Annotated in this window: 13 protein-coding genes and 1 pseudogene; 2 read left to right on the plus strand and 12 right to left on the minus strand. The window is 35.2% G+C overall.

The window, feature by feature from the left end:
• Positions 1-815: 815 nt before the first annotated feature.
• Entirely contained in the window at positions 816-1,013 is a 198-nt protein-coding gene (locus C568_RS35210; RefSeq protein ID WP_018781088.1) for a hypothetical protein, read from the minus strand.
• 479 nt (positions 1,014-1,492) lie between these two features.
• On the opposite strand from C568_RS35210, the gene C568_RS0107060 reads away from it, so the two are divergent.
• On the plus strand, positions 1,493-1,804 hold the full coding sequence (locus C568_RS0107060; RefSeq protein WP_018781089.1) for a hypothetical protein: 312 nt from the start codon (positions 1,493-1,495) through the stop codon (positions 1,802-1,804).
• A gap of 15 nt (positions 1,805-1,819) precedes the next feature.
• Positions 1,820-2,218 (plus strand): hypothetical protein, encoded by a 399-nt coding sequence (locus tag C568_RS0107065; RefSeq protein ID WP_018781090.1) that lies wholly within the window; start codon positions 1,820-1,822, stop codon positions 2,216-2,218.
• Between the two features lie 119 nt (positions 2,219-2,337).
• Here C568_RS0107065 and C568_RS0107070 read toward each other — a convergent pair whose 3' ends face one another.
• The 11 genes and pseudogenes from C568_RS0107070 to C568_RS0107120 form a co-directional block, all read right to left on the minus strand.
• Entirely contained in the window at positions 2,338-2,526 is a 189-nt protein-coding gene (locus C568_RS0107070) for a hypothetical protein (protein WP_018781091.1), read from the minus strand.
• 93 nt (positions 2,527-2,619) lie between these two features.
• Positions 2,620-2,955, minus strand: a complete 336-nt coding sequence (locus C568_RS0107075; protein ID WP_018781092.1) for a hypothetical protein — start codon at positions 2,953-2,955, stop codon at positions 2,620-2,622.
• 443 nt (positions 2,956-3,398) lie between these two features.
• Positions 3,399-4,523 carry a cyclophane-forming radical SAM/SPASM peptide maturase GrrM/OscB gene (gene grrM / locus C568_RS0107080; protein ID WP_018781093.1) on the minus strand — a complete coding sequence of 375 codons (1,125 nt, stop codon included), beginning with the start codon at positions 4,521-4,523 and terminating at the stop codon, positions 3,399-3,401.
• Positions 4,520-4,723 carry a hypothetical protein gene (locus C568_RS0107085; protein WP_018781094.1) on the minus strand — a complete coding sequence of 68 codons (204 nt, stop codon included), beginning with the start codon at positions 4,721-4,723 and terminating at the stop codon, positions 4,520-4,522. The genes grrM and C568_RS0107085 overlap by 4 nt, the downstream gene beginning before the upstream one ends.
• Positions 4,724-6,754: 2,031 nt before the next feature.
• Positions 6,755-7,327 carry a recombinase family protein gene (locus C568_RS0107090; RefSeq protein WP_006094033.1) on the minus strand — a complete coding sequence of 191 codons (573 nt, stop codon included), beginning with the start codon at positions 7,325-7,327 and terminating at the stop codon, positions 6,755-6,757.
• Between the two features lie 584 nt (positions 7,328-7,911).
• Positions 7,912-8,259 carry a hypothetical protein gene (locus C568_RS0107095; protein WP_018781095.1) on the minus strand — a complete coding sequence of 116 codons (348 nt, stop codon included), beginning with the start codon at positions 8,257-8,259 and terminating at the stop codon, positions 7,912-7,914.
• Between the two features lie 33 nt (positions 8,260-8,292).
• Positions 8,293-9,890 (minus strand): annotated as a pseudogene (locus C568_RS34140) (EndoU domain-containing protein).
• A gap of 8 nt (positions 9,891-9,898) precedes the next feature.
• Complete coding sequence (locus C568_RS0107105) at positions 9,899-10,261, minus strand: DUF3958 family protein (RefSeq protein ID WP_006094028.1); 363 nt, start codon at positions 10,259-10,261, stop codon at positions 9,899-9,901.
• A 40-nt stretch (positions 10,262-10,301) separates the two neighbouring features.
• The gene (locus C568_RS0107110) at positions 10,302-10,577 is read right to left on the minus strand and encodes a TIGR04197 family type VII secretion effector (RefSeq protein WP_018781097.1); all 276 of its coding nucleotides are present in this window, start codon (positions 10,575-10,577) and stop codon (positions 10,302-10,304) included.
• Positions 10,578-11,170: 593 nt separating this feature from the next.
• Positions 11,171-11,440 carry a DUF1292 domain-containing protein gene (locus C568_RS0107115; protein ID WP_006094014.1) on the minus strand — a complete coding sequence of 90 codons (270 nt, stop codon included), beginning with the start codon at positions 11,438-11,440 and terminating at the stop codon, positions 11,171-11,173.
• 243 nt (positions 11,441-11,683) lie between these two features.
• Positions 11,684-12,928, minus strand: a complete 1,245-nt coding sequence (locus C568_RS0107120) for an anaerobic sulfatase maturase (protein WP_018781098.1) — start codon at positions 12,926-12,928, stop codon at positions 11,684-11,686.
• Positions 12,929-12,944 lie beyond the last annotated feature (16 nt).

The raw sequence follows: 12,944 nt of genomic DNA on the forward strand, positions 1-12,944 counted from the left end.
AAAAAGCTTCACAGCGAACTCATGAGGAAGAAAGGTGATAAACCTCAATCAGCATCCGCTAATAAGAAGCAACTCAATATATCCCTAGAGATGAACTCTACCAACCTACAAATAATTTATTTATAAGCTAGTTAGAATCCACCTCGAAGCATTAAATTAGAAAAAGTCTTTTTTTGTGCCCTCATAAGTGTAGATAGCAAAACTGTGACAAAACTCTTAAATTTTTGTCCTCATAAAAGATGTACGGAAAGTGTTACAAGACTCTTAAATTCACCTTACATAAACTAATATGAGTCTTGTGTGACAAAAGAGTTAGCATTCTTTGGAGGAAAATAATTTTCCTCATTTTTCCCCTTCATAACTGTAGTTACCAGAAGAGTTGCATATCAGAGAATACTATATTGTGAGATATAGCTTTTTCTCTTTCTGGTCCTTCATATATATAAATAGAAAAACTGTGACAAAACTCTTAAATTTTGTCCTCATACAGTAATCACTACAAGTGTCACATTTTTCAAGTCATTCCCTGTCGAACTTACCCTCTGCGTCCGACTCATGAATCGCCAAACCTTTGGTACTACTGGTTTTATACTTATTGAAAACTTTTCGAATAGTTTTACTCATGTATTGCCTTTAGGTGTTTGAAACGTTAAGTGGTCTCTGAGCGAAACTATATGAGAAAAACTTTTGAGGTTGCTGTCTCGTGTCGCTCTACTGTTTTGAATTAGTAATCTAAATACGGTAATTGAAATTCAACAGCGGTAACCTAAAAGTCACACCTCGTGGTTCACTCGAGAATGCAAAAAAAAGAGAACCTATTGGCTCTCCTTCTCAAATTCGTATTTATCTTTTCCAGTTAACATATCATCTTCGAACATTAACATGACACCACTAACCGATTGATCTCCCTTATACTCAAGAATTATGTACTCAGAAGTTTGTTTTTGGCTGTAATACTGAGATGATATCGTTCTTTTGCTTAATCTCTTCGTGTAACTTCTTTTTATTCTCATTTAACTCCATAACCATCATTCTCTTTAGATTATCAGATAACCCTGTAAAGTGTTTCTCGATAAACTCAGTCTCGCTAGTCTCAACTACATAACCTTTATTTTGTCGTAAGCTTGGTAGTACTTCATTAAATACCCATCTTTCGAAGCGTTATGCACTAGGTAGTTTTGACTTTATAATTAAGCGATTCAAGTTCCCCTCGTTGATGTACTCTTTCTCTTGAGTACCTCCTTCGGTAAGGACTGAGCGAATCGTGCCCCCTCACCTAAGCAGTTTTTTCTAATAGCCCTCTAAGGATCTTCTTTGCTGTACCTTAGAATTAAAGCGCCCGATTGTTGAAAATCAATATACAAATCACATTCAAGAAAACCACCTGTTACTTGAACAAAAGGGATGGGCTAATACGCCATATCCATACATAAAGTACTTTCATATCGAATATATTCAATTGAAAAGTTGAAACTCTAATGGGGGGAATTTTATGCCGGTAGTATATCCTCAAGGATATCAACGACCTATACTTCATGACCTTATGAAATTTAAGCAGTTGATTGTAGACGAGATGATGCGTTCAAGATTTACAAATGTAAATTTTTATCAACAAGGTGTTATTGGTGAAAGCGAAACAAACGGTGCTACTGTCATAATACAATTTTTTATGGTTTCAGGACCAAATCGATACTATCAAATTATGGTTGGTTCTGGAAACACTCTAGAAGATGCCCAAAGTGTGGTTCATGCTGTTGAGCTTATAGCCCGGCGAATAGAATATCCAAGCTATATTATTGATTAACTAGGAGGGAATTCTATGGCAGTACCATTAATCACGTATATCTCGACTCGGCATGTTGGTAGCTTCGGTTCGTCCCCCTCCTCGGCGGGAGTATCTGGGCAATTACTTTCTGGTAAAACAAAAGTTGGCAGAGTGCGGAGTATTATTGCAGGTAACTTGGAAAAAATGGGATTTTCTAATGTTAGTAGAAGTGATTCTCCTCATTTTCATTTTCCACCAACAGTTTATCCTCAAAAAGGTTGGGTAGTAGGTTATAAAGACGATTGCATGCTTTACGTTACCCATTTTCCTATGGAAAATGAAATATTCTTAGAAATTACAATGGCTAGTTGTAACACTATTGAAAAGACCCACAGTATGGTTAATGAGGTTGCCGCGATGCTTCGTACAATTCGCGGAATCACATTCCCGTGAGCCGTTTACATCAAAAATTAAACAACTATATTTTTAACCCCGTTCTAAATTTAGGACGGGATTATGCTTGTCTGATTCTTTCGAGTATAAAAAAGAGCCCACCTCTATAGGTAAGCTCCTTAGTTTTTCTTCGAGTAGATCTCGTTAGCTTGTTCCATCTCAAGCATGATTCTCTTTCCATCTTCCATATCTCTTTGGATTAATCTTTTTATGTAAGTGCTAAAATACTGCTGCTTAGCTGCGTAGTGATATAGGTCAAACTCCATAGGATCTGCTATGTTAAACGCTACCGATTTTACTTTCTTCATAGTTAAAACTCCCTTTCTCATTTTAATGTTTATTTATAAAATCCAGAACAAGTACCGCATTGAATCCCTTTCTAGATGTCACCTCAGTCATACTTATAAATCACATATACTTTGAAAACAATTTATTAACCCTTGAGTTTGAATCTTATTAAATCGAAATCCACCTCTTGTCTTCTTAGATACTATAGAAATCCCAAAACAACCATCATTTAACGCTTGAAATTTCATCATTTTTCCCTCGTCATCTATAAGATCCATAGATTTATTACCATGTAGAATACTTATAAATTTATGAGCGTCCCTTTCTAAGAATACAAGATGAATAAGTCTCCTATACTCATCAGTAATAAAAAAGTTTATTGAACCTAATGTATATTCAACTTTTAAGGTAGTGCCCCACAAATCTTCATATTCCAAGACAGGAATCACTTTATGTCACCTCCCAATATAAACGATTATAGAGTTGTCTGAACTAAAAAGAAACAACCTTATAGTCATTTTTTACGATTGGTCTGCTGAGGTAATACTGCACTAATATTTAATAGAAAAAACTCGTTCAAACCGAGGATCTTACACCTCGATAGCCGAAAAGTTACGAAGATGACTGTGTAAAATGATAATAAAGTTATTTAGTTTTAAAACCTATAACACGTATAACCCCGTTCTGATTTTTTTATTAAAAGTCAGGAAGATAATTACAAAACCCTATAATTAAGTATTCAATTATAATGTCACATATTATATAGGGTAAAAAGAAAAGGATAGATGCAAGCAGGTTTAATCCCTGTTCATCTATCCTTTTTGTACAACATATGACCTCATTACATTTTCGTTTTTAAAATCAAAAGTCTCCCGGAATCATGGATAAATGATCATTCCGACAACTTATTGATGACAACAGAAGCGAGTATTTGCTTGTGAAGGATGCAAGTGATTGTTTCTGTACTAGAGATGGAACCATTCTCAAAGTATTTGTTTGAAGGAGATCCACCCCCACATAAATCAAAATAAAGACATGTATCAGCGCAGTTCTTAACGCCATTTTCAATTTCAACTTGTAGTTTCAAATAAATATCATTGTTTATAATATGCTCGAAAGAATCCAGACTGTTTATATTTCCAACTATAAAATTATTAAGTTCTTTATTGCTGCTACCCGCAAATTCAGGAGAATTCGTTGTAATACTACCATTCTTTTGAATCGTAACGATACGCAGCTTTTGTATTTCGTCAGGAACACAATAAAAATGACGGTCTTTGAGTTTGATATTTATAGCAGAGCACATATTTTGAAATTCTCGAATCGTGATTTTATCACGATGTTGTTGCCATAAGTCAAAAAGACGTGACATAAAAGAATTATACATCCGAGTAATATTTTCCAATTTTTCGGAGTTAAGAGATGTTGAATGGTTACTATTTTCAATTTCTTCTACATTAAATCCGACCCATTTAAAGTCATTTTCATAAAAAAAATAAAAAATTTCCTCCGGATAATGGAGACTTTCTTTAGTAAGAACACATATTGCTCCAAAATCAAGTCCGTACTCTTTTAAAAGATTGACACCGCGCATGGCTATATGATGACTCCCTTTACCAGACCAATCCTTACGATTTTGGTTATGTAGAAATTCAGGACCATCCATACTTATACCAATTTTAAAATGGTTCTCTTTAAAAAATTCACACCATTTTGCTGATAGTAAAGTGCCATTCGTTTGAACGGAATTGATCACTTTCCGATTTTCAATATTATACTTCTTAATATAATCGATTATTTTCTCATAAAAGGATATTCCTACTGTTAAAGGTTCTCCTGCATGCCATAGATACTCGATATGGTCACTAACAATCGTGCTGCTTAGAGTTTTTGAAAATATATTTTCCAGTGTAGAATCTTCAATGATCATTGAATTTTGTCTTTCGGGAACATAGCAATAACTACAATTCAGATTACAAAGCGAAGAAGGCTGAATGACAATTAAATTAACTGTCATATAGAATTTCCCCATGTTTTATACCAGTGGCCATGGTCAGTAAAAGTATCGTTCCAGTTACTCCACCGTGGGTCTGAAGAATACGAAGAAGTCGTAAAAGAAAATGAAAGTCCCTTATCCTTACTAATTTTCTCTAATTGTTTAAGTAATTCATCCCGACGTTTTACAGGGAAGTTTGGATCATAGAATTTTTCATCCAAGTTTTATTCACTCCTTCCTTTTTAGTCACTACTCCATGTTATGTGCTTTTTCCTTATGGTATAACTATGGAAATTAATTAGGAACCGACCTTTGTGAAGTATTGTACTTAAATTAAACTGCTTCTATAGTTTAAGTACATTTCTTCAAAATCTCATACAAAAATAATATAAATATCCGGTATTATTTGGAGGTTTTTATTCAACAAAAGGGCCATTTAATTGAATAAGAGGTGATACTTTACCTGTATCACCTCTTAAAAATTCCGAAATATTTCGCTACCCATTTTGAATTATTTTCTGCAAGGTTCAGGCGTTGTACAAGTTCTTTTTTGGACAACTTCATGTATTTTCTTTGGATGTTCTCAACAATTCAATTTGGTTTTATTTTACGAAAATAAATATCTTCCATAGTAGCATTAAAGCTTTATTAAATTAGTTAACCTAGTTAATTATGTAAAAAAAATGCGTCGATTCTTCAAATACGCGAAAAAAAAATGCGTCGATTCAAAGTAGACCAATCCCTTGCAGCTCTAAGGTTTAACCCTATTTCAATCAGAAAAACCTTCTTTATTCTTATAGACTACATAGCTATCTCGTGGTACCTAATTCGACTCCCCCTCCTTAATCCCATCTCAAGTAGCAAACAAAAAGAGCTATACCAACTAAGCAAACCATACAGTTTACTCATCAGCACAGCTCCAAGTTTTACTCATATGTAATTTATATGGGTTCAACTAAAGTAGATCGTACTTCCTCAAACAAAAAAATAAAATATCTGAGGAGGAAAGCCTTTAAGGTAAATTCACAAGGTTACTTCTTGTCGAGAATCGACTAGCCTTACTTGTGGAGTTAATCCTAATTTATTCCCATCTCGTATATATAAAATATTTCAAATATCTTACGAGACGAAATCCTTTAGTTTAACTAACTTGGTCACCTCAGTAGTTCTTTTTTATTTTCGTTTACTGAGTATTACTAATTAGTCCACCTCATAAGGTCATTTATATTTATTTATCTATGAGATGGACTAATAGGTTTAAATAATTAGATACACCTAAGAGTCACTAATTAGGTTAACCTAAGAGCGCCAGCTCGTAAGTTATTTATCTTTATTTACGAACACTAACTAAATTAGATCAACCAATAAGCTTTAACTTCTAGTTTCCTGTATAGGATACTGTGAGGCTACAACTTTTTTAGTCTTCCCTTGAGCTGGTATTCAGTAGGCAAAACTATACAAATCCCCTGAGGTGTGTTCTACCATGCTTCCTCCTCCCTGTTTTAATCACCAAAGTTTTACTCGAAAATTTAGTTCTAAAAAATTTTTAACTCTAAAATTCAATTTATAAGCTATAACTCTAGGTGGTAAGCAAGGTAGGTGAAAACTCAAGAGGTTCCCCCTCAAATGGCGGCTAACGAGGTAAAAACTAACTGGTTGTACTCCTCTGTAATCACATTCAGTAAATACGATATAATTTACTCATAGGTATACTTTCTAAATATGGCTACTATCGAATATATATACATACCTGGATGTTATGATATTTATATATTTAACAAACCGGATATAGATTAACCTTGTGGAATGGGTAACTGGTGAGCACCTGATGAGGCGATACTCAAACCTTTCCCAATAACCTTAACCTCACACGATCCTCTCCACGAGCTGGACTAACGAGGCAAGCCTTCACAAGGTTTCACCTCACAAGTACATACATATGAGATGGTAAAATGTTGTTACCTTCTAAGATGACTACATAGTGTCGTTCTCTCATGGTATAACTACATGGTACGCTCTCGTGTGGTATCACTATAAAGGTACAGCTACAGGAGTATAACTATTGGTATGTGCCAGCAGGATCACTACAGAGGTGTAGCTCTAGTAGAGAGTGACAACTTGTCACCTTCTCAGAAGTAGTCTAATGAGCAGTACTTGTGTAGCCAATACCTACCACTATGAGGTGCAGCTACATTGTCCGTACTCGCATACAAACAAAAAAAGAAACAGCGAGGTAGCAACTTAATTGTCACCTATCTCGTAGTTCCTTCTTGTAATTTTCTCTTATTAATCTCTTTATATAGCTTACCTTGAGATATCCCCACTTGACTAACAATGTCCTTGATGGAATATTCTCCAGAGTCATACATCTGTAAAGCTACCCTTATTTTGTCATTATCGAGTTGAGGTCTACCTAGTTTAACTCCCCGTTTCTTTGCGCTTGCCAGTCCTTCTTTTGTTCGTTCTGCTATTAAGTCCCTTTCAAGTTGACTAATTACTGCCATCATAGAGAACATAGCTTTTCCAGTCGGCGTTGAAGTATCCATATTTTCCTTTAATGATATGAAAGTAACACCCATATTATTTAACTCCTCAACAGTTGTAAGGATATCAAGAGTGTTTCTCCCTAGTCTGCTAATAGCTTCTACAATAACGGTATCACCTTCTCGTACTGTATCCATGAGCTGGGTTAGTCCTGCTCGATCTTTTTTAGTTCCTGTATATTTCTCTTGGATTAATCTATCATAGCCATACTTATTGAGTGCTTCCAGTTGTCTATCAAGTAACTGCTCATCAGTTGAAACCCTAGCATAAGCGATTCTCATCAGGTTTCTCCCCCTTACATTTATTGTACTTTTAATGTAACATGAGAGATCACTAAGTGTAAATGTTTTATGTAATCTTTTATGTAATAACTTTATGTAACATACAAAAGGCTTAACGGTAAGGTTTGCTTCCCTAGTTAAATGATTACACTTATTTATCGTTTTATGTAATCTTGGAGTATACTACAGAGCTGGCTACCTCAGATTTACACAACATAGAGCTATCACTACATTGGTTACTATATAGTTCTGATATGAGTTTAGCTAAAAAGGATCGCATCGAGGTTGGAGTTTACCTATTTAACACACCTCGGAACATTACCTGTGAGTGTCCTACGAGTAATAAAAAGCCAATTAGAATACCTTTAAATCACTTATATAGTGACCTAGAAGTTATTCTAATCGGCTTCTCTTGTTTAAGATGCAGGCCTGATTCGTTATACACAAAAGTGAATTTATCGAGGGGGAGGTTTTCGGGATTTTGGTTCGCCGGGTGTCTGGAAAATCCGTGCTATAGATAGTATGTGGTATGTAAAATAATTTAAAAGGCTGACTTCTGTATGAAGTCAGCCTTTTAAATTATTTTACTCCTGTGTTTTCTCTTTTTTAAACTCTTTTTGTTTGTCCAGCCAAATATTAATTAAATGTACTAATTCAACCGTTTCTATCTCACAAAATTCACCTTTACCATCTTCAGCTAAATTGTCTAGGACAATAGTTGTATCTCTTCGAATTTCTAAACCACAAATGTTGCCATTTACTTCTCCATAATCCTTTTCCCCGTTTAAAACACTATGTATCTCTTCTAAAATCCAATCTCCAAATGCAGAAACTTCAACATATAAAAAGGTTCCAACAAGTTTAATTTCCTTTGGTACCCTCATGATTAATATTTCATCATCAAGCACTTCAAAAGTATATTTATATTTCATTTCTATCATACTCCCTTATATTAAAAATAGAATTTATTCTTTTGGGAAAGCAGAGATAATTTTCCCGTTGTCAGCTATATACATGATAATTTCTATACCGTCTAGACCTACTCCTTTATATGTATTATCGATTACAAGTCTTTTATTATTGTATGCTTCATTTATATTATCTACAATTTTCTGTGGACTCCAATCTTTAGGGAAAAATGTAGAGTATCCCCTATTTGCAGTCTTAGGGACTCCATTTACTTCTACCTTAGCTTTATATACTCCCTGATTATTTACTGTTCTTTCTGTTCCCGCAACTATTTTTCCTGGTGTATTCTCTAATGCTTCAGTGTGATAGCCAACTGCTTTACCAATGCCATTTATTTCACCCTCTAGAATATGCTTAAGTCCTCTTCTCGTGAATTTTTCTGTTCCTCTTAAGCTAGACATGATTTGTCTATTAGAGAGTGATGGAGTATGGTTTCTTCCACCAGAATTAGCGAACTGATAAGTGGATAGTTTTTCTTCAGTTTGTTTAAAATCAGGTATAGCAAATCTAGAACGTATATTATTTCCACCAGCAAAAGCAAAACGATCCCCCATTTGTAAATTACCAATAGTATGAGAAATAACTTCTGGAATTTTATCTTTTGCTATTTTAGTTGTCACTTTACCCAATTTACTTGCTTTACTTAATCCTTTATCGCCAATAACACCTACTGCAACTTGTGTTAAAGCATAACTTCCCCATTTCGCACGACTTTCAGCATCTCCATTTATTACATCATTAATAAATGAGTCTGACACTACATTATACATGGTACTGAGGGTATCAATAGGATGCAACGCAGCATTTCCCACGTTTCCCGCTTACCAAGCGCTTTAAATCCTTCTATGGTGTCTCCAATTGCTTCTCCTGCACCTTCTATAGTGCCATCTATAACTTTTCGGAAAGTAGATTTTTCAGGTAACTTACCACACATTGCCCCTTCTTCAATTGAACTACTCTTTAGATGGTTTTCAGCCTGACGTGCCCTTTCTTCTGTAATCGATTGAATAGAGGTTGTCCACTCCATATTCAATCCTTGTGTACTAAATGTACCACTTACAGGACTAAAACCTTTCCCACTTTGGACTTCAGCCAAACCCGTCGCAATGCTAGCGGCTAATTGAATTGCTGTACTATAATTATTACTAGATGTTTGGTTAAACTCATACAGGTGATCTAACTTTTCTTGCAGTTTTTTCCTCATAGCAGTGAAAAGATTCGCCATAGCGTCCATACCTGGAATTGGTATAGTTTGAATGATGGCTTCCATACTTGCTTTCATTCGATCAATTTCTTGAATTTGTTCTAATATTTCTTGTTCAATTACATCAGTTGAAGCTACCTTTGATTGAAATTGACTTGGAAAGGCATCATTCTGACGGATTAATTCTTCACATAAGTAAATGATTCCCTGTGCTAAAGGACGAAAGGTTTGTACAAAAAATGCTTTCGCACTATCATAAGTCTGCCCTTGTAAAACAGTATCAATTGCAAAAGCGTCAATCGACTGAATGGCTTGTTCCATACCTTGAATGGTAGCGGTACATACAGCGTTCATGCTTTGAGTTTGGCTTTGTACTTCTCCCAAATACATATTTAAACTCATGCATTGACCTCCCTTGCTAATTGTTGTTGCTGATAGGAAAGGTCGTTTTCTAAATCACTAAGGTCTCGTCTTTCTTTAAGCAACGTTTCTTTTTGGTTTTCCAATTCGAATGTAAGTTTTCGCTCAATGTGCCCTGCTTCTTGACGCATATTCATAAAAAAATGAGATAACTCTTTATCCCCATGCCAAGTTTCGAAAATTCGATTAAATAAACGATTGCTTCGACTTTTCCATTCGTGAAAATCTGTTTCCGCTTGTTCCTGTGTTTGAATCGCAGATTGATTCCGATCCTGTTCTTCGAATATACTTTGTAATTTTTGATTTAATTGATGGATTTGTTCTTCAATATCTTGACTCATCTTTTTCCTCCTATCGTTTTACTTTACGTAGGTTGTCACATTAGCGAAAAGTATGTTGAAGTTCGTTATCCATTCTCTCAAACTCGTTAGCTACCGAATGAATATTATCAACCGCTTGTTGAAAGGCGGCAGAAAATTGTTTCGTTAAATCTAAAACTTGTTGGTTCGCTTCTTGTGCTTTGGAGTTAACAGATAGCGTAGTACGCGTCGCCTTTTTTATAGAACGATTTGTCGCACTTTGGATTGTATCCGAAGCTACTCTCATCTGCGTAGCGATTTGTTGTGCCGCTTGAAAATTACTTTGAAATTGTCCCATTGTTTAAATCCTTTCTACTATGTTCATGGAGAATTATACCATTTTTCTAAGTTTCTCCATTAGGAATGATGTTGGTAATGAAAAAGGATATATAGTTAAGGTGAATCTAACCTCTTCACCTAGATTCTTTATTTCATCTTTAATAGTACGTATTGTACAAGAAACCAATATAAATATACTATCTACATAGAAAGCTACAAATCACCTGAGAAGTACAACTCAAAAATTTCCCCTGTGGAGGTTGTTGCAAAAAGTACTTGACCAATGAATATAACTCCTTTAGTATTTTCCGTAAGAAACTCTAATTGAAGTGGTTCTCAATGAAGATAATAACTTGAGAGCCTTGATACATATAAGTTTTACTGATCCTAAACCTCTACAGTTAACTGAAAGGTTCCCTTGACAGGGTGGAGGTCGTGAGTTCGAGCCTCTCCGGGGTCATAAAATACGGTAAAATAGCGTTCTACCAATTGGTAGAACGCTATTTTTATGCGATGATTTATTCGTTGATTTAGCCATTTAGGAAATATTTTTCAACCATATATACACAAAGAGAGGGCATATATTTATCCCTCTCTTCTGTCCAACCAATATTAATCTTGCTCATCCATCATTTCCTCAAACGCAGCAGACACTTTTTCAAACTCCTTGTCACTCTCGATGTATGACAATTCACCATCATCTTCTACTCTTAAAAAGAAGATATCAATGTCTTCATCTGTTTCCTTTTGAAGGTCCTCTACAAAGCCGACAGCAATGTATTCTGCTCCTTCGACATTCATCGTTCCCAGCACTTCAACTTCCTGCTCCTGATCACTCTCATCGCTAAGGGTAAAAATTTCGCCTACTTCAATTTCCTCCATATGCGTACTCCTCCTTTCATACTCTAAAAAATAGAGCGTTCAAATCGCATACCTACTAACATATCTTTCCATAAAAAATCAAATCAATGCGCAAAAAACAACAAATTCTTGCTGCTTCAGCGTAAATACCCATCCAAAAAGATATCATTCGTGAATATAAACTAACATATTTCGTATTAGATAATTGGATCAACTAAAGTAATTAAAGTCCCAACGGTTTCAAAAAATTAGAAATATCCTATTTTAGATTTTCGAAAGACCTCCTTGATCCATAATTATTTCTTTTATATAGGAAGCAGGGAAACCATCTTGTAACAGCTGTTTCATCATTTTCATATAAGGGTTAATATGCTTAAAATATTTCTTATAGGATGCACATAGATAATTTAATCCTGGCTCATTTTGATTTGAAACTAGAAATCTATTTTTAGGACATTCACCATGACAAGCGAATCGAACCTCGCAATTTCTACACACTAAGGGCAGTGTATCTCGCTTCTTCTTACCAAAGGCAAGCTGTGATGGGGAATTTATCATATTTACTAATCCGTCTGTAATATTTCCTAATCGATATTCAGGATAAACGTAATGATCACAAGAAAACAGATCACCATTATGTTCCATAGCGACCGCTCTACCACACTCTTTTGCAAAAATACAGACTGGTGACGGAATTCCGATCCAGGAAGCTAATGCCCATTCAAAATTCATAACATAAATCGCCCCTACATCATGCTGCACCCACTCAGTGAATATTTGAATTAGAAACTCTCCATACATTTCTGGTTCTACTGTCCAAGGAGTTACTGTCTGTTGCGCTTCTTCCTTACATAGAGAAGGAGGAGTTGCATGACGCAGAGACAGCTCTGCCGCTCCTTGATTCACCTCTCTTTCTACAATAGGGATAAACTGTATATATTGAATGCCTTGCTGCTTAAAAAAACGATAGATTTCTAGAGGTCTATAAGAGGAATGTCTCGTAACACAAGTAAGTATGTTAAATTCTACGCCATGTTTCTTTAACATGACAATTGTCTTCATTACCAATTCAAATGTGGGTTTCCCCCCGCGATCAATTCGGTACATATCATGAATATGCTCGGGTCCATCTAAACTTAGACCAACCAAAAAATGATGAACTGAAAAGAATTCACACCAACGATCATTTAATAATGTTCCATTCGTTTGAATCGTATTTGTGATTTGTTTACCGTCCGCATACTTGTTTTGAAGAGATATAGCCTTATGAAAGAAATCTAATCCCATTAATGTTGGTTCCCCTCCCTGCCAAGCAAAGACAATTTCTTGCGTGTCTTGGGAGGCGATATACTGTTTAATATACGACTCTAAAACAGAATCAGACATTCGAAAGGAATGCTCATTAGGAAAATAAATTTCCTTTTCAGTATAATAACAGTACTTACAATCCAGGTTACATATCGGACCCGTTGGTTTCACCAGAATATGAAAACTGTTGCACCTACCCATTCCATTACCTCTTTCC

The organism is Bacillus sp. 95MFCvi2.1 (genome assembly GCF_000374965.1).
Classification (GTDB): domain Bacteria; phylum Bacillota; class Bacilli; order Bacillales; family Bacillaceae_G; genus Bacillus_A; species Bacillus_A pseudomycoides.

What these genes read in the sequence shown, in the direction of transcription:
- C568_RS35210 (WP_018781088.1), bottom strand. Translation starts at nt 1,013, where the DNA reads ATGAGAATAAAAAGAAGTTACACGAAGAGATTAAGCAAAAGAACGATA.
- C568_RS0107060 (WP_018781089.1), top strand. Translation starts at nt 1,493, where the DNA reads ATGCCGGTAGTATATCCTCAAGGATATCAACGACCTATACTTCATGAC.
- C568_RS0107065 (WP_018781090.1), top strand. Translation starts at nt 1,820, where the DNA reads ATGGCAGTACCATTAATCACGTATATCTCGACTCGGCATGTTGGTAGC.
- C568_RS0107070 (WP_018781091.1), bottom strand. Translation starts at nt 2,526, where the DNA reads ATGAAGAAAGTAAAATCGGTAGCGTTTAACATAGCAGATCCTATGGAG.
- grrM (WP_018781093.1), bottom strand. Translation starts at nt 4,523, where the DNA reads ATGACAGTTAATTTAATTGTCATTCAGCCTTCTTCGCTTTGTAATCTG.
- C568_RS0107090 (WP_006094033.1), bottom strand. Translation starts at nt 7,327, where the DNA reads ATGAGAATCGCTTATGCTAGGGTTTCAACTGATGAGCAGTTACTTGAT.
- C568_RS0107095 (WP_018781095.1), bottom strand. Translation starts at nt 8,259, where the DNA reads ATGAAATATAAATATACTTTTGAAGTGCTTGATGATGAAATATTAATC.
- C568_RS0107105 (WP_006094028.1), bottom strand. Translation starts at nt 10,261, where the DNA reads ATGAGTCAAGATATTGAAGAACAAATCCATCAATTAAATCAAAAATTA.
- C568_RS0107110 (WP_018781097.1), bottom strand. Translation starts at nt 10,577, where the DNA reads ATGGGACAATTTCAAAGTAATTTTCAAGCGGCACAACAAATCGCTACG.
- C568_RS0107115 (WP_006094014.1), bottom strand. Translation starts at nt 11,440, where the DNA reads ATGGAGGAAATTGAAGTAGGCGAAATTTTTACCCTTAGCGATGAGAGT.
- C568_RS0107120 (WP_018781098.1), bottom strand. Translation starts at nt 12,928, where the DNA reads ATGGGTAGGTGCAACAGTTTTCATATTCTGGTGAAACCAACGGGTCCG.